The following is a 17,373-nucleotide window of genomic DNA, read 5'->3' on the forward strand; positions in this document are numbered from 1 at the left end:
GACCTACTTAGTTATATATAATATAAAATACATAATACATATTACATAATACATATTATATATTACTCTATATTTTGTTATATTAAATTAGTCTACTTTGATGCCGTGAATTTCTTCAGCTAAACGTTTTAGAGCATCAACGGTACGTACCCCAGGAGTGATTTCAGAAAGTTTTACACGAATGAAGTGACCTTCTTTAACGGCTGTGATATCTTGAAGTTGAGGGTTAGCCTTGATCTTTTCAATTTTTTGTTGGAAATCATCATCGTTGCGAATAGAATTGCCATAGTCAGCGATAATAATATAGTCAGGGTTTTGCGCAATTACTGTTTCCCAAGAACCTTTAGCCCATGTTTTATCAACGCCTAAGCCGCTCATTACATTATCAGCACCGATAAGTTTTAAGATGTTAGTAGTATAACCTTCGAATGCTGTGAATGGTTGACCGTCTTCAGAGTCATAAATAAAAACGCGTTTACGAGGTAAGTCTTTTAGTTTATTCTGGATAGCTGCCAAGGTTTTTCGTTGGTCAGCAACCCATTCTTCAGCTTTAGGTTTTACGCCAAAAATCTCACCCAATTTAATCATGTCGCTAAAGTTGGTTTCTAGGTCAGCTTTAGTAGATAACATGGATTCAGGAAGCCAAATATTTACCTTTTGGGAAATCATTTTGTCAGCAGGAATGGCGCGTTTACTGAAGGAATCAGGCCAGCCTGTTGCGAAGTCGGGCTTTACGGACATGAATACTTCGTAGGAAGGCCATTTGTCAGATAATACTTTTACCTTGTCATAGGCAGCTTGTAGAGGTGGATAGATTTCTTCTTCTTTGAAAGCTGTCCCAGCCATTTTGTCTTCAAGGCCTAATTGTAACATCATTTCCGTCGTTGCTTGGGACATGGATACTGCATGAGTAGGAGCGGATTTTACGGCAAAGTCTGTTTTTGTACCATCAAATGTTTCACTCCACGTTACTGCATTGCCATTGTCAGCTGTGTTCTTAGTTGTGTCAGAACCACAGCCCGCAATAGCAAAGGTTGCGCATGCCATAGCAATTAATAATAATTTTTTTGATTTTCTTAATTTTTGAAACATAGTAAGTCCTTTCTTTACTAATTAATAATATAAATGATAGCGCCCTTCATCCCAAGCGGTTTTGAAAGAAACTTCAAAAATTGGTTCAAGAATTTCAGGTGTGAGCACCTCGGTAGGGGAATCTTCTTTTAGGATAGTTCCATTGTTCATGATGACTATATGATCGCAATATTGAGCCGCTAGATTTAAGTCGTGAAGGACTACGATTGTAGTGCCTTTAAAAGCACGTAATTGTTTCATTAGTGCCACTTTATACTTCATATCTAAATGATTAGTAGGTTCATCTAAAAGGAGTATTTGAGGTTTCTGGGTTAAGGCTTTAGCAATAAATACGCGTTGCTTCTCACCACCTGATAAATGATGAATTTCTTCATTTGCTAAATGGGTGATTCCTACTTCATTCATATAATGCTCTGCAATTTTAACATCCTCAGAACTATAGGTGCCAAAGTGTTGTTTGTACGGATACCGTCCCATAAGAACGATATCTTTTACGAGAAAATCATCAATCATAGCGTCTCTAGATTGTGTTAAGACTGCTACCAATTGAGCAAATTCGCGACCTTTATAAGACTCTAAAGGTTTTCCGTTTAATGTGATTTTGTTTTTTGTTGGATGAAGTCGATATAGATGGCTAAGTAGGGTAGACTTACCACATCCATTCGGTCCAATTATGGCTGTTATTTTATTGGTAGGAAATGTTACAGAAATATTCTTTAACACTTCTTTTGTTTCATAAGAAAAAGACAGCTGATTAATTTGATACATAGTATCTCCTATAGATATGATATACACTAACCATTGTGTTTATAACGATTCATGATAATCCAAATGAAGAGAGGAGCCCCCAATAAGGATGTAAGTACACCAATAGGGATTTCTTCTGGACTGTAGAGTGCTCTCGATAATACGTCTGACCAAATCATAACGATGCTACCGATGAGTGCACTGAATAGTAATGTGTATTTATGCTTAGGTCCGCCTACAATCCGAGCGAGGTGAGGGATGATAAGACCGATAAAGCCAACTACACCAACCTTTGATACTAGTGTGGCAATCACAATAGAGGATATGATAACGATGCTTAATTGTAACTGCTTAACGGAAAGGCCCATTTGTGCTGCTTCATGATTACCGAGTAGCAACACATCAAGATCTTGGTTGAACATATAGATATATAGCATAAACAAGGTTACAATAATTGCTGTTAATGGTAAATCGCCCCATTGTATGCCTGCAAAGCTACCAAGTAGCCAGAACATGGCACTTCGTACTTGTGCTTCGTGTTTTGCTCCGTAAATGATCATCATCGTTAAGGCTGAAAATACACCGGTCATGCCCATGCCTATGAGGATAAGCTTTACTGGACTGTTACTTTTACCAACACATAGTAGTACTAATATAATTGAAAGTGCTGCGCCTAGAGCCGCAAAAATAGGTGTATTGTATTGCCCTAAGAATGGAAGCCCACCCATGATAATAGCGAAAACGGCACCTGTGCTTGCACCAGAAGAAACACCTAATACATAGGGATCTGCAAGGGCATTGCGCGTGACCGTTTGCATTAATAGACCCACAAGCGATAGACCTATACCTGTTAGAACAGAGTAAATAAGTCGTGGTAAGCGGATATCTGTAATAATTGTATCAGTCATAGATGCTTTAGTATTCGCATCGATCATAGATATAAGAGCCGAAATAATTTGGTCTAGAGAAACGAATTTAGCTCCAAACTGTAAAGCTGTTACTAATGAAATACAGAGGATTAGACATAGTACAAATACTTTTACCGAAGTCTGCATAAAATCTCCTTATTTTATTTAGGTAGTCTAAGTCTTATCTAAGTATAGAGAACTTTCAATATATATACAATATTAATACCTGTATAGGTATTATAAGTGTGAAGATTCATTAAATTATAAATAGCAAAATCATATGTTAGCTTTATTCATTTTTATGAGTTCATTGTTATTTTGATATATGAAAAATTTATTAGAATAGCTATAATAGAATTATATGTACAGTAGTATGTTTAGGAGGTGTTAGTTTGATACAAGATTTATTATCTGAGGATAATGTATCCTTTCATTATCCCGCCGAAACGTGGGAAGATGTGATTCGTCATGGTGGTCAACTGATGGTTGATGCGGGCTTTACGGATCCATCTTATACAGAGGCTATGGTTGAAGTAGTTCGTGAAATGGGTCCATATATCGTATTGGCTCCCGGTCTTGCTATGCCACATGCGCGCCCAGAACATGGTGCTAAGCGTGTAGGGACAGCTTTAGTGACATTGGAAAAACCATTGAATTTTGGCAGTCCTGATAATGACCCAGTATCTGTCGCATTATTCTTATGTGCTCCCAATAAAGATGAGCATATTCAATTGTTAACAGATATTGCTACATTATTTGAGGATGAAGAATTCTTAGATGCGGCCGTTGACTTTGAAAGTATTGACGACGTACAAGCATTCTTGGCAGAACATTTAGACGAGCAATAATACGTTTAGAAGGAGGCAAGTATGATTTCTGTATTAACTGTATGTGGTAATGGTATCGGTTCTAGCTTGATGTTAAAAATGAAAATTGAAGAAATTTGTGCTGAAAATGGTATCGATGCACAAGTTGAATCTATCGATTTTAACGCGGCTCAAGGTCGTAAGGCAGACCTCATCGTAACTGTAAAAGAGTTGGCTGAACAATTTGACGATAAAAATGTTGCTATTGTTCGTAGCTATATTAATAAAAAGAAGATTACAGAAGATGTTCTTGAAGCATTAAAACAAGCCGCTCAATAATATGTAACAATTATATATAGGAGGTAGTGCCATGGAAATGGTATTAGAGTTCTTGCGTGATGTGCTGTCTCAACCAGCACTTTTGATTGGTATTATGTCATGTATAGGCCTAATCGCTTTGAAACGTCCGTTTCATAAAATAATGACGGGCACATTAAAACCTATTCTTGGGTATTTAATGTTAGCTGCAGGTGCGGGTGTTATCGTTAGCAATCTTGACCCATTGGGGAAAATGATTGAACATGGATTTCATATTACTGGTGTAGTGCCAAATAATGAAGCTATCGTAGCTGTTGCACAAAAGGTACTTGGCGTTGAAACGATGTCTATTCTCGTAGTAGGCTTATTGATGAACTTATGTATTGCTCGTTTCACCAAGTTCAAATATGTGTTCTTAACTGGTCATCACAGCTTGTTTATGGCCTGTCTTATGTCTGCCGTACTTGGTACAGCAGGTTTGGCCGGTATGGAGCTCATTCTTGTGGGTGGTTTCTTAATGGGTGCTTGGTCTGCCATTTCTCCAGCTATTGGTCAAAGTTATACATCCAAAGTGACAGATGGTGATGAAATTGCCATTGGTCATTTCGGTAGTTTAGGCTACTATTTATCGGCTTGGGTTGCTAAATATGTTGGGAAAGCTGAAGATAGCACAGAAGATATTGAGATTCCAGAAAAATGGGGTTTCTTACGAGACTCAACATTATCTACAGCATTAACTATGATCGTATTTTACCTAATTGCGGCATTTGCAGCAGGTTCCGAATTTGTCGCTACTTTATCAGGTGATATGAGCCCATATTTATACGCTGTTATGAGTGCTATGAATTTTGCTGTTGGTGTAACAATCGTATACTCAGGTGTGCGTATGATCTTAGGTGATTTAATCCCTGCATTCCAAGGAATTGCCACAAAAATTATTCCTAATGCAATTCCAGCTGTAGACTGTGCCGTATTCTTCACCTATGCTCCAACTGCGGTTGTATTAGGCTTCCTTAGTTCCTTCATCGGTGGTATCATCGGTATGCTTATCCTTGGTGCTGTAGGTGGCGTATTAATCATTCCTGGTCTTGTGCCACACTTCTTCTGTGGTGCTACAGCAGGTATTTATGGTAATGCTACTGGTGGTCGTCGTGGCGCAGCGGTAGGTGCTTTCCTAAATGGTTTGGCTATTACATTCTTGCCAGCTTTGGCGTTGCCAGTTCTTGGTCAATTAGGATTCCAAAATACAACCTTTGGTGATGCAGACTTTGCAGTAATGGGTCTTGTATTAGGTAATGCATATGAATGGGTAGGTATGGCTGGTATTTATGGCATTGTAGCTATTGCTGCTTTAGTACTTATTATTCCTAACTTTATTAAAACAAAAAGTAAAGTTATTAATTATGTAGAAGAGGATTAATGAAGACAACTGAGCAACATAGTAATGTTGTAATACGATATGTATTCCTGACTATTGGTGCAATAAGTTTTTGCCTTGGTACAGCAGGTATCGTGTTACCACTATTGCCAACAGTTCCTTTTTATATGCTAACTTTATTTTGTTTAGCTCGAGGGTCTGAACGATTCCATAAAATGTTTTTGGAATCTAGTTTATATCAAAAGACTGTTGCTGCTTATGAACGCGATAAAGCGTTGACCTTGCGGGCAAAGTTGTCCATTCTCGTATCCGTTAGTGCCATAATGGCGGTTGGTGCTTATTTTAGTCAAGATATGCCTATTGCTCTAATGGTTATGGGCATTATATGGGTAGCGCATGTCATAGCATTAGCTTTTATTATTAAAACAAAAAAATAGGAACTTATATCCTTAGTTTTGAATATAGCCTCATGAATTAAATTGTTGTAGTTTAATTCATGAGGCTTATTTTATAGTACACTAGAATAACTCTCAACGAAGATCTTAATTGTTTTATATTACTAAAACGAACTAGCTTGTATTTTTAAATCTAAAATGAATTATTATTAATTGGAAGTTGACAATGACTATCAATAAGTATACTATAATATAATATTAACGTTTATGTTTATAGTATTTGTGTATATGGTGATAGTATGAATCCACATAATCATGCGGTTTCACATGCTGGAACATCTATGTCAAGACATACGATATTTGACGGTATCGATTTGATGTTCTTAGATGTGAAGCAAGAGACGATTCAATTTTATGCTAAATCACATACCAAGACGTTTGCTATAAATCACTGTGAAGAAGGGCGCATTGAGTGCAAGTTCACATCTGGTGAGTATTTATATATGGGCCCAGGGGATATGTCGTTAGGGTGGCATACACGCTCCGCTTACCAACATGAAAATTACTTCCCTACAAAATTATTTAAAGGAATTGTATTATTAGTAGATGTTGAAAAGGCACAACCCGTATTAGATGCACTTGTTAGTGATTCTCGAATTGATTTGACTGAGCTGGCAAATCGGTTTTGTGAGCATTCTGATTTTGGTATGATGATGGAAGAAACGGAAACTGTTCGTCACATTTTTTCCAGTTTATATAATGTACCAGATCAAATAAAGGAGCACTATTTTAAATTAAAAGTGATTGAAATCTTTTTATTGTTATCTGTTATATCTACAGCTAATAATGAAAAAAGGAATACCTATAGAAAGCAGCAAGTCGATATTGTAAAAGCTGTATGTGAATATGTATCGACACAGTATATGAAGCGTATTACTATTGACTCTTTATCCGCGCAGTTTGACATTCCTACGTCGACGTTGAAACGTTGCTTTAAAGGTGTATTTGGTACAACCATACATCAATATCTAAAAGAATGTCGTATTAATGCGGCGAAGAGATTGCTTCAAGACTCAGATCAGTCTATTTTAGAAATCGCTAATGCGGTAGGGTATGAGAATGGTAGTAAGTTTACGGGTGCATTTAAAGCGGCTACTGGTGTAACGCCAAGTGCTTATCGTAAGGTTTAAATAATTTGGATCTTATATTATTCTAGATAGAAATTTTGTGCTTTAGGCTAGGTTTGATAGTCTATGAAAATTAAATATTGTCCGAATCGTATGTTTTTGGTCCATTCGGAGTAGATATGTATAATACACTTTGCTACCATTGAATCTGTAAATGATTTTCAATGTCATTTGATTGTGGTGGTAAAGTGTATTTTTATATGCATGGTTAAATATATGTTTGGAGGAAATTTAATGAATAGGAGTTGGGTGCGAGCAAGGAGATATGTTATACTATCCTGCGCAGTAGCGTGCTGGTTGCAAATGCCGGTAGTTATGGCGGATAATGCGACTGTAACAACCGATGTGGTTTATGTTCGCGGTACATGGGCTGAAGAGCAGGCAAAACAAGAGTCTCAACAGACGACGATTATTACGAAGAAGGATATTGTCAAAAAGCAGGCAAAATCCGTAGAAGATATTGTATTTTCCGAAACTGGTGTATCCAGAACCGTTGATTCGATGGGGCGCGTCGGTGTATCTATCCGTGGTGCGGATCCGCGTCATACCTTGATTCTTGTGGATGGACAGCCTGTGATGGGCGACCTTGCCAAATATCAAGGCGCCGGTGATGAATTACAGCGTCTCGGTACAGAAAATGTGGAACGTATAGAAATTATTCAAGGTGCAGCCAGTGCTAAATACGGATCCGACGCCATCGGTGGTGTTATCAATGTTATTACCAATAAACCGCGTAAGACAGCTGGCCTTCAGTTTAATGCGGAAGGTCGTAGAACTAAAGGCGACGGTGATATCGTACCGTTTTCCAATTTCTTTATGCGCGCTGATTCTGGCTCATTAGGTAAGTTAAAAGTTAATATTCACGGTAGTAAACGTGATATTATGCCTATTTATGCTAGCGAGCGGCGTCGTATCAGCGCTATGACCAATGATGAAGACCACGGGTTTTTAAAGAATTCCCTACGATATTACGGTACAAATTCCAATATAGGTTTGGCCGCTACGTATGATATTAATGATAAACAGTCTTTGGGAGTCCGTATTGATAGGTATAATGAAGACTTGGAACGATATGTAAAGCGCAGTACTTCCTATTTGGAACCTCAGGTTCATTACAAACGGGATTTAGATAGGAATAATCTTAATTTGACGTATACTGGTCAGGACAATAAGAGTTCGTGGAAAGCGGAACTGAATTATACGCGGACCAAAGAAGATGATGTAACATTAACTAGTGACTATGGGAACAGTACCTATGAAGGAAAAAATACTTTAAACTATGTGGATAATGTAGATCATCGTCAATGGAGCATAACACTCGGGGCTGATACACAAGTCAATAAGAAACATCTCTTGTCTTATGGCATGGGGTTTATACGGGAGACAGGCGAAGGTAGCAGACTAAAAAATGCGCCTCATACTTATAAACGGCATATCGATCCCTGGGATTACGATAAAAGTCTGGCGGTAAAAAACGGTGTTCCTTCATCCACAATTTATGACCATTCTTTCAGAAAAAACGAGGCCGGTGTAGAGCAGTGGAATAAGGAGAAAGAATGGTATAACGGAGATAAAAGCAAGCCAAATACATTGCCGGAATTTACTTACGAAGAATATCTTCAATATTTGGATCCTCAAGCGGGAATTGATTCAGCGGCCGCAATGGGGCTTGTGGACGGCCCCGTGACGGAGCGTACGCTGAAAAAACGGAATCCTGAAGCTTATGCGCGATATCAGCAGTTTGCTAAACGTTTATTAGCGGAGAATAAAGAATTTATTGAAGACTATCATTTTAATAAGGAGGGCCGAAAAGATGAAAACGGTAAGTATTATCCAGCACTTTATGATGCATATTTACCGAGCTTTTACTATGGCGCCGTACCGGATTTTGATTCTACGAAGTTGAAATTAAACGGAGCTTATTTTAAAGAAGAGTATTTAAAACGCGTTAATCAACAGACCGCAGGACGTGCGGAGATCAAGAAACAGAATTTCTTTATTCAGGATACGTGGCAGGTTAATAAAAATACTACCTTATCACCAATTATAAGACTGGATCATAGTGATTTATTTGGCTCCAACTGGTCGTTTAATTTCGGCATGACTCATAATGTACATGGAAATGTACACCGCAGATTAAAGGCTAATGTGGGTACCAGTTATACGGAACCTGGTATGGGCGAGCTGTATTATAACTGGGAAATGTATGGTCCGAATATTACAAATGCCACAATCGGTGGCGGTGAAGCCCGATTAGGTTGGTATTGGGTCGGAAATCCGAACCTTAAACCAGAGAAATCCATGAATTTCGACCTCTCTTTGGAAGGGGAAAATAAAAATACCTATGGTAAAGTAACCGTATTCCATAATAATATTCGAAATTATATGTCGATTTACAATACGGGATATTTGATGGATTTTTATCCTCAGTATGATGAATCTACCACATATGGAGCGGCGAAATTTGCTCATGCACCAGATATGATTTACAGTTTCCGTAATATCGGCAAGGCCCAAATTACGGGACTTCAATTTGAAGTCAAACAAACTTTGAATAAGCACTGGAAGGCACGTTTGGGATATACGTATTTACGAGCGCTTAATAAGAGCGATAAAGATATGCCTCGTGAATTACTGGATAAACCTCGTCATAAAGTGGATATCGGTGTGGATTTTGAGGATAAGGCTAGCGGATGGAGCGGTAGTCTGTGGGGCGATTATTATATTCATATGCTGGATAGTAACTCCTTGTCTGGTGGCGGTAATTATATGGTATCTTATATTGATCCTAATAATTCCGATCGTTCCGTTATCAGATATAATTTGAATAATAGAAAAACCGCCGATATGTATGAACATAAAACTTACGGCATATGGAATTTGATGATTCAAAAGAAGATTGATAAGGATTCGCGAATCTATTTCGGTATTGATAATCTCTTTAATCATCGTGATGATGATCGGGCTTTATCGGCTCGAGTATATCGTATCGGATTAAATATGAAATTCGGTTTCGGTTCAAGTGAAAGTAAAACGAAACTTACGAAGGAGCAGTTTGAATCGTTACCTCCGGTTATGCTGCAGGATTTTATTACGCGTCCTTTCGATACAGACAGAAAACGAGGTATGGAACTTGTAGGTGATTATCGTGTACGTAATGACAGTCATCTTGGATCCGATCGTCCTGCTACGCGGGTGACGACTACAAGTTACGTATCCGACGAGGCCGCGAAGAATCTGGCGGACCGCAAGGAACATGGCTTGAATCAACGTATACGTGTCGGTGTCGATGCTCGTATTAACGATAATACGAATGTACGTGTTGTGGGTAGTGCTTCTGGCCAAGCTGGTGTAGATAGCAGTCATGAAACAGAAGGCTCTAAAGGTTTTAATCATCAACGTCTCGAAGAACTAGATGTAACACATCACGGTTCTAAATGGGATCATAGTGTTGGTCGTATTACTGAATCTATGGGGGTTACAGGTTATTGGTTTAATAAAGAATATGACGGCCTTCGTAGTGTTTGGACGAATAAGAATACTCAAGTCCGTATCGGTGTAGGGACCTTTAAACATAGTACGGGAATTAGCGACAGTGCTTATACTCATGCTATTTATACGCATTTTAAACGGGTTCCAACGGTGGAGGAATTCTTAGGTGTTACTATGGATTCGGACGGTGCCAATAAGGAACTCATCGTACCAAACGCAGGGAATACTATTAATTTCTACCAGCAATTAAAAGCCTTGCGCGATAAGGAAGGCATCTTAGATGCGGAGGTAGGTACATTAAAGAAGAAAATCGACGATATGACTTCCGATATCTGGTCTAAAGAATTTATTGACGGCATGTCCGCGGATCAATTGGCTCCATTAAAAGCGGAGTTGGCAAAGTTGGAAGCATCTTTGCCGGATGTGGAAGCTCGTGTGGCGAAAGAACGGGAACCGTTGCGAGCTGCGCAGTTTGATGTGTTGCGCCGGATGCAGGAAATCGCGGTGAAAGCTTATGGTGCGGATGCGGCTAAACAGACTGTATCGATTAAGATGCCGGATGTGTCAGTAACGTATTCTTATAAATCGCGATACTATGATGAAGATGATGAACAATGGTATGAAGACGAACGTACTTTCACTCAGAAAATAGCACCGGGAACGATTGGGCTTGATAAGAAAAACCCATTGTTTGAAATGAAGTTGAGTGATACCACTGTTCTTTCCAATGGCGGAAAAACGTTTATTTCAAATTGGTACAATCAGAATAAGGCGGCTATCGTGGAGGCGTATCGTGCCAAGGCGAAAGATATAGCAACCTATAGCTTCGGCAATAATCCGTATACGATGAAATTTGAAGATAATGCCTTTGATGGGCTGGACAAGTCTATTTATAAGGCGAATGTCGTTGATATTAACGACTCCGGCACGTCTGGTCTTATTAACGTAAAAGGAAGTGCCTATTATCCTTCTATGATAGCTTCGTACTTTAATAGCTTGGCCCGAATGCTTGAAAAAGCGGACGGCAACAGTCGTTTGCCGAGAGAGGCGCTAGGCAAATATACAGGTGCTGTTATTCCTTCAATAGGTGTCGTATTGGAGCGGGATACAATTCCACCAATTGAAAAGGCTACCTATGTTCAAGTTAAACATATGGTAACACCTCGACTTGGCTTAGCTGCGTGGTACTTACGCTCCTTTGGCGGTAGTGACTATCGCTTCTATACGGCGAATGGTAATGCTACAGAAGCGCATGAATTCAACAATATAGCTAATGTTTTCGGCATTGGGGCTAAGTATCAATTAAATCATAATGTAAGTATTTCCTTCGATTATGGCCAAAATCGTAGTGACTTTGGTCGCTTTATGAATGGTAATACTCATTATGACCATAAGGTTGGATCCTCTCAATTCGATATCAAGGGCCGTGACGTAGGTGGTGTACCTCATTTCTGGGCATTGCGCTTTGATGTTGGTCGTGCCGATATGAATAAACCTGGTTCTTGGAATGCCTATGTGGATTATAAGTACTTTGCTCATGGTTCCTTCTTCGGCGGCAATGGTACGGAGGCTGTACCTGACCGTTACTTAGATGGTATTAAGAGCTTTACCTTTGGTGGTGGCTATGTGCCAACTAAAGATCTTCTTTTACAAGCATTCTATACATTTGATGCAAAAGGGATTAATAAACGAGATACCTTATATGGATCTGAAAACTTCAAACTTGGGAATTATACTCGTTTCCAAATGACGTATAAATTCTAAAAATTTATGTCCGATTTGTCCAAAACGTATATTTTTGGTCTATTCGGAGTAGATATGCAAGATACACTTTGCTAACATTAAAATGTGAATGATATTCAATGTCATTATATGTTGGTGAAGTGTATCTTTTTAATTTTGTGTGGGAGATACAAGTCATATGTTTAGTTAGAAATTTAGGAGGGCACAATGACCCGGTGGGGACATACAAAGCGTACCATAATTTTGTCTAGTGCAGTTGCCTTGTGGCTTAGCGCGCCTTTAGTGGTTTGGGCGGATAATGCGACTGTCACTACAGATGTTGTTCATGTGAAAGGTACGTGGGCAGAAGAAGAAGCAAAACTGAACTCACAGCAAGTGCAAATCATTACTAAGAAAGAAATTGAAAAGAAACAGGCGAAGTCCGTCGAAGACATTATTTTTACGCAAACAGGTGTATCTAGAACGGTAGATGCTATGGGGCGTGTGGGCGTATCCATTCGCGGTGCAGAAGCTCGTCACACTCTCATCCTCGTAGATGGTCAACCAGTGCTAGGTGATTTCGATAAGTACTCAGGTGCAGCAGACGAAGTACAGCGTATCGGTACAGAGAACGTAGAGAGAATTGAAGTTATTCAAGGTGCGGCCAGTGCTAAATACGGCTCCGATGCTATAGGTGGTGTGGTTAATATCATCACTAAAAAAGCACAAAAGAAACCATCTGTACAATTTAATGCTGAAGGCATGCGTCGCAAGAGCGATGGCGATGTGTTTCCATTCCAAAACTTCTTCATTCGTGCCGATTCTGGTCAAATGGGCAAGTTAAAGGTTGGTTTATCAGGTAGTAAACGAGATCTTATGCCTGTTCTAGCATCTGTTAAACGTCGTGCCTCTGGGATGGCCTTTGACTATGCAAAACATAACTTTAAGCCAAATGTACTTCGTTACTATGGTGATGCGGCAGATATCGGTCTTGTAGCGACCTACGAGGCAAATGATAAAAATAAGGTAGAATTGCGACTTAATCGTTACACGGAAGATCTTGTGCGTGATGTTAAGCACTCCGACTCCGATTTAGAGCCACAGCAACACTTTAAACGTACGGCAGATCGTAATACAGCTAACCTGCAATGGTCCTCTAGAGCTGGAAAGAGTGACTGGACTGTAGAAACTAATTACTCTCGTATTAAAGAAAATGACGTAGCGCTCATTAACTATACAGGTCGTTCCGCTTATGAAGGCTCTAATGAGTTGCGTTATATCGATAACATCGATCATCGTCAATTAGATATTCGAGTAAATGCTAATACGCAAGTCAATAAAAATCATTTGCTCAGCTATGGTGTTAGCTATGCTCGTGAAGAAGGTTCTGGTAGCCGTTTGAAGAGCTCTCCTAATACAAGTACGATGTACATTGATCCATGGGATTACGATAAGAGCTTGCTTGTGGATAAGCTTGATCGTCTTGTGCGACGTAAAGGCGATAATAGTATTAAAGTTTACTCTCACATCCATGACTATAAATTCATTAATTCCGGTGGCGGCATGCCGCAATGGGATATGGATTATGAATACTATGGGGCTGAAACAAAGGCACAAAAGCCGGGCATTACGTACGATGATTATGTGAATTATGGTTTATCGGAAAGCAGACTTAGTGAATGGTCAAGCACATCGCCGAATAATCAACCCGTAACGGATGAATTTAAGAAGCGATATTATGCTTTGGAAAATCGATTGAAATCGGAAAATCCTGAAATGGCGGCACATCGTGCAAACATCGTAGGTGACTATTTTAAATATGGTGAGTCTAACGATCCAGAAATGCGTAAGAAAGCACCTAAGCTAAATGGTAAGGCTTTCTTGGAAGAGTACCGTAATCGCGATCAACGCTTGACTACTGGTAGTGGTACGATTCGTAAAATAAACGCTTACATTTCTGATACATGGCAAGTTAATAAGAATTTAACATTGTCTCCAATTGTGCGTTTCGATAATAGTAGCTTGTTTGGTTCTAACGTATCTGCGTCTTTGGGCATGACATATAACGTTAAAGGTAATACACATCGCAGATTTAAAGCCAATGTAGGTACCGGTTATACAGAGCCTGGTATGGGCGAATTGTGGTATAACTGGGAAATGTACGCTTCTAACCCTGTAGGGATTGGGGTAGCAAAACTCGGTTGGTATTGGGCTGGCAATCCTAATTTGAAACCAGAAAAATCGGTCAATTTCGACATGAGCTTGGAGGGTGAAAATAAAAATACCTATGCACGCGTAGGTGTATTCCATAACCGTATTAAGAACTATATGTCTGTATACTTCACTGGTGATTTTATGGACTTTGCACCATATCTTAAGGGTGATGCGAAATACCAACGTGCCCCGGATATGATTTACAGCTTTAAAAATATTGGTAAAGCTGAAATTACAGGGCTGCAAGCGGAAGTACAACAAAAATTTGGCAAATATTGGTCTGGTAAATTAGGTTATACATATTTACACGCTATCAACAAAAGCGATCCATCCATGCCACGTCAATTATTGGATAAACCAATGCACAAAGTTGATATTGGCATTACTTATGATAACCCTAAATCCGGTTGGAATGGCTCCATCTGGGGTGATTACTATATTAATATGCTTGATAGTAATACTCTTAATAACGGTGGTAACTACTGGCCAGATATCTTGTCTGGTGATGCTGGCGTATATAAGAAACAAATGTATGAAAAGAAAACATTTGGCATTTGGAATGTAATGATTCAAAAACGTTTCAATAAAAATGCCATGATGTATTTCGGTATCAACAATATCTTTAACCATCGCGATGATGATCGTGCTACTCAAGAGCGTGTATATCGCATGGGTGTTAACCTTAAATTTGGTGGTGGCGATAGCAGCAAAACTACGGCTATCGGGAAAACTAAAGATGGTGCGAATGTTACAGGTGCTAATGTAGCTAATGGTGAAGTGGTAAACTCTGAATCTGGTGTACAAAACGTAGCTGATGTAGTTCGTTTAACTGACTTTATTCGTTCTGATTTCGATACCACTAAAGAACGTGGTATTACAATGGTTGGCGACTATAGAGCACGTTGGATGGCACATGATGGTTCTAATAGACCACAATCTCCATTTAGATCGAATTCTGCCATCGGTTCTGCAAAAGCCAATATGTACGATGCTAATCGTCATAGTTTTGAACAACGCTTACGCCTTGGCTTTGATGCTCGGCTTAATGAGTTCACAAACCTCAAGGTTATTGGCAGTATGAGTGGTATGAGTGGAGTAGATACAAGCTGGACAAAATCTGATTCCAAAGGTCTCAACCATCAACGACTTGATACAGTTGATCTTACAAGACGCGTTAAGAAATGGGACGTATCTGTAGGGCGTTTAACTGAGTCTATGGGTGCTAGTGGCTACTGGTTTGGTCAATCTTATGACGGCGTTCGTGCTGTTTGGAATGGCCATGATTCTCAAGTTCGTATTGGTGTTGGTACTTTCAAACATAGTACAGGTATCACTGATTCTGCATATACTCATGCAGTGCACAAAGTTATCTTTAGACCACCAACAGCAGCTGAATTGATTGGTATTAATCGTGATGATTATCCATATGATATTGAGAGTGCTACTAAAACCGGTTCTGATGGTGAGAAGAAGACCTCAACAGATCCGGCAGCTCCGGATAGTCCAACTGGTATTTATAACTCCACCTACAAAGGTAAGACAGATAGCCTCTACTTCTATCAACAGATCAAAGACTTGCAAGCTGAATACGAAGCTTATAAAGAAAGCTTAGACTTAAGATGGAGTAATCCGAACCGTGATCAAGAAATTGAAAAGGCTAATGCTAAATTAGCTGAAACTCAGAAAAAACAAGCTCAAATTATGGGTCGATTACAAGATATTCTTACAAAAGCATATCCTACAGATATGGCAGGGACTAAATTCTCCCTTGATATCCCATCTGGTGGGTATGCAATGTATGAAATCACCAATAAGAAAACAGGGGAAAAACTGTATAAAACAGGCGACATTATGTATAACGTAAATTCCCCATTGTACCCTGAATCTATGAAAGAAAAGGCAAAAGGTCTTATCGTATCCTCTGATAATAAAGAAGCCTTGCTAAATCCTAAAGAGTATGTTGATAAACATGCAGCTGAGATTAATCAATCGATTACAGAAATTGCCAAATATAATGCAAAAGATAACTGGAGTAATTATAACAATAGTGGGCTTGACGAAGTTTGGGTGAAACAAGCTGATGGTACATTTAAGAAATCTTATGATTACTATGGTCAACCGTCAAGTGATTATGAATTCACTGGCTTCTTAGGTGCAAAGACTTACAAATACGATAGTGGTAAATACGTATTTAGTGATTATGATGCTAAAGATGCCATTTACAAAAAGAACTTCACCATGTCCTCTGGTGATTATGGCGAAGGTGGTTCTTACTATGGTTGGGGTATGCCTAATGCATTGTTTAACTATATGTATAATCTTGAAAAAGTTGTACATGATGCGGAATCTGAAAATAAATTGCCACGTGAAGCAATTGGTAAGATCATTGGTAATTTGATTAGAACAGAAGGTGTAGTTCTTGAAAAAGATACTGTACCAGCTATTGATAAGGCAGCCTTTATTCAATATAAGAAGCAAATTGGTTCTCGTCTTGGTTTACAAGCTTGGTACTTACGTTCCTTTGGCGGTAAAACCCATACATATTTAAATGCTAATGGTAACAGTAATGATGAATACAGCTTCTCCAATGTAGCTCATGTGTTTGGTATCGGTGCTAAGTATCAACTTGGTGCTAATGCAGTTGTTACTGTTGATTATGGTCAAAACCGTTCCAACTTAGGTCGTTACTTGAACGGTAACACTGTATATCAACATGAACGTGGTACGGCAGACTTTGCGATTAAAGGTCACCAAATGGGTGGGACACCACATTTCTGGATGGCTCGTCTCGATATTGGCCGTGCAGATTTAGATGTTCCAAAATCATGGAATGCGTTCATTGATTATAAATACTTCCAACATGGCTCATTCTTTGGTGGCAATGGTACAGGCGCTGTTCCTGATCGTTATTTGGATGGTATTCGTAGCTTTACATTCGGTGCTGGTTATGTGCCACGCAAGGACTTACTCCTTGAGGCATTCTATACATTTGATGCGAAGGGTACTAATAAACGAGATACTTTATATGGTAGTGAAAGCTTTAAGTTAGGCGATTATACAAGAATTCAAGGAACCTATAGGTTCTAATGCTCAGTCTGTAAACAGGCAGAAAGG

Annotated in this window: 10 protein-coding genes; 7 read left to right on the forward strand and 3 right to left on the reverse strand. The window is 39.1% G+C overall.

The window, feature by feature from the left end; genetic code table 11:
• Nucleotides 1-87 precede the first annotated feature (87 nt).
• Genes RYO55_RS06890 through RYO55_RS06900 form a run of 3 tightly spaced genes read right to left on the reverse strand, consistent with a single transcriptional unit; the run spans nt 88 to nt 2,894 of the window.
• On the reverse strand, nt 88-1,092 hold the full coding sequence (locus RYO55_RS06890; protein WP_314984791.1) for an ABC transporter substrate-binding protein: 1,005 nt from the start codon (nt 1,090-1,092) through the stop codon (nt 88-90).
• A gap of 21 nt (nt 1,093-1,113) precedes the next feature.
• Nucleotides 1,114-1,860 carry an ABC transporter ATP-binding protein gene (locus RYO55_RS06895; RefSeq protein WP_119562664.1) on the reverse strand — a complete coding sequence of 249 codons (747 nt, stop codon included), beginning with the start codon at nt 1,858-1,860 and terminating at the stop codon, nt 1,114-1,116.
• A 26-nt stretch (nt 1,861-1,886) separates the two neighbouring features.
• Nucleotides 1,887-2,894: an iron ABC transporter permease gene (locus RYO55_RS06900; RefSeq protein ID WP_119562665.1), complete on the reverse strand. Its 1,008-nt coding sequence runs from the start codon at nt 2,892-2,894 to the stop codon at nt 1,887-1,889.
• Nucleotides 2,895-3,139: 245 nt separating this feature from the next.
• Here RYO55_RS06900 and RYO55_RS06905 point away from each other — a divergent pair, with 245 nt between their 5' ends.
• The 7 genes from RYO55_RS06905 to RYO55_RS06935 all read left to right on the forward strand — a co-directional run bounded on the left by RYO55_RS06905 (nt 3,140) and on the right by RYO55_RS06935 (nt 17,346).
• A complete protein-coding gene (locus tag RYO55_RS06905; RefSeq protein WP_004696688.1) occupies nt 3,140-3,595 on the forward strand; it encodes a PTS sugar transporter subunit IIA in 456 nt (151 codons plus the stop codon).
• Between the two features lie 21 nt (nt 3,596-3,616).
• On the forward strand, nt 3,617-3,892 hold the full coding sequence (locus tag RYO55_RS06910; protein WP_004696686.1) for a PTS sugar transporter subunit IIB: 276 nt from the start codon (nt 3,617-3,619) through the stop codon (nt 3,890-3,892).
• A 31-nt stretch (nt 3,893-3,923) separates the two neighbouring features.
• Entirely contained in the window at nt 3,924-5,291 is a 1,368-nt protein-coding gene (locus tag RYO55_RS06915; protein WP_314984794.1) for a PTS ascorbate transporter subunit IIC, read from the forward strand.
• A complete protein-coding gene (locus tag RYO55_RS06920; protein ID WP_314984795.1) occupies nt 5,291-5,686 on the forward strand; it encodes a YbaN family protein in 396 nt (131 codons plus the stop codon). Before RYO55_RS06915 ends, RYO55_RS06920 begins: the two co-directional genes overlap by 1 nt.
• Nucleotides 5,687-5,943: 257 nt before the next feature.
• Complete coding sequence (locus tag RYO55_RS06925) at nt 5,944-6,834, forward strand: AraC family transcriptional regulator (protein ID WP_314984797.1); 891 nt, start codon at nt 5,944-5,946, stop codon at nt 6,832-6,834.
• A 231-nt stretch (nt 6,835-7,065) separates the two neighbouring features.
• The gene (locus tag RYO55_RS06930; protein WP_314984799.1) at nt 7,066-12,087 is read left to right on the forward strand and encodes a TonB-dependent receptor domain-containing protein; all 5,022 of its coding nucleotides are present in this window, start codon (nt 7,066-7,068) and stop codon (nt 12,085-12,087) included.
• Nucleotides 12,088-12,273: 186 nt separating this feature from the next.
• Nucleotides 12,274-17,346 carry a TonB-dependent receptor domain-containing protein gene (locus RYO55_RS06935; protein ID WP_314984801.1) on the forward strand — a complete coding sequence of 1,691 codons (5,073 nt, stop codon included), beginning with the start codon at nt 12,274-12,276 and terminating at the stop codon, nt 17,344-17,346.
• Nucleotides 17,347-17,373: the final 27 nt, after the last annotated feature.

It is taken from the genome of uncultured Veillonella sp. (genome assembly GCF_963551295.1).
In the GTDB taxonomy this organism is placed as follows: Bacteria; Bacillota; Negativicutes; order Veillonellales; family Veillonellaceae; genus Veillonella.

Coding starts and splice junctions, on each gene's coding strand:
- RYO55_RS06915 (WP_314984794.1), top strand. CDS start 3,924: ATGGAAATGGTATTAGAGTTCTTGCGTGATGTGCTGTCTCAACCAGCA.
- RYO55_RS06930 (WP_314984799.1), top strand. CDS start 7,066: ATGAATAGGAGTTGGGTGCGAGCAAGGAGATATGTTATACTATCCTGC.
- RYO55_RS06895 (WP_119562664.1), bottom strand. CDS start 1,860: ATGTATCAAATTAATCAGCTGTCTTTTTCTTATGAAACAAAAGAAGTG.
- RYO55_RS06910 (WP_004696686.1), top strand. CDS start 3,617: ATGATTTCTGTATTAACTGTATGTGGTAATGGTATCGGTTCTAGCTTG.
- RYO55_RS06925 (WP_314984797.1), top strand. CDS start 5,944: ATGAATCCACATAATCATGCGGTTTCACATGCTGGAACATCTATGTCA.
- RYO55_RS06935 (WP_314984801.1), top strand. CDS start 12,274: ATGACCCGGTGGGGACATACAAAGCGTACCATAATTTTGTCTAGTGCA.
- RYO55_RS06900 (WP_119562665.1), bottom strand. CDS start 2,894: ATGCAGACTTCGGTAAAAGTATTTGTACTATGTCTAATCCTCTGTATT.
- RYO55_RS06890 (WP_314984791.1), bottom strand. CDS start 1,092: ATGTTTCAAAAATTAAGAAAATCAAAAAAATTATTATTAATTGCTATG.
- RYO55_RS06920 (WP_314984795.1), top strand. CDS start 5,291: ATGAAGACAACTGAGCAACATAGTAATGTTGTAATACGATATGTATTC.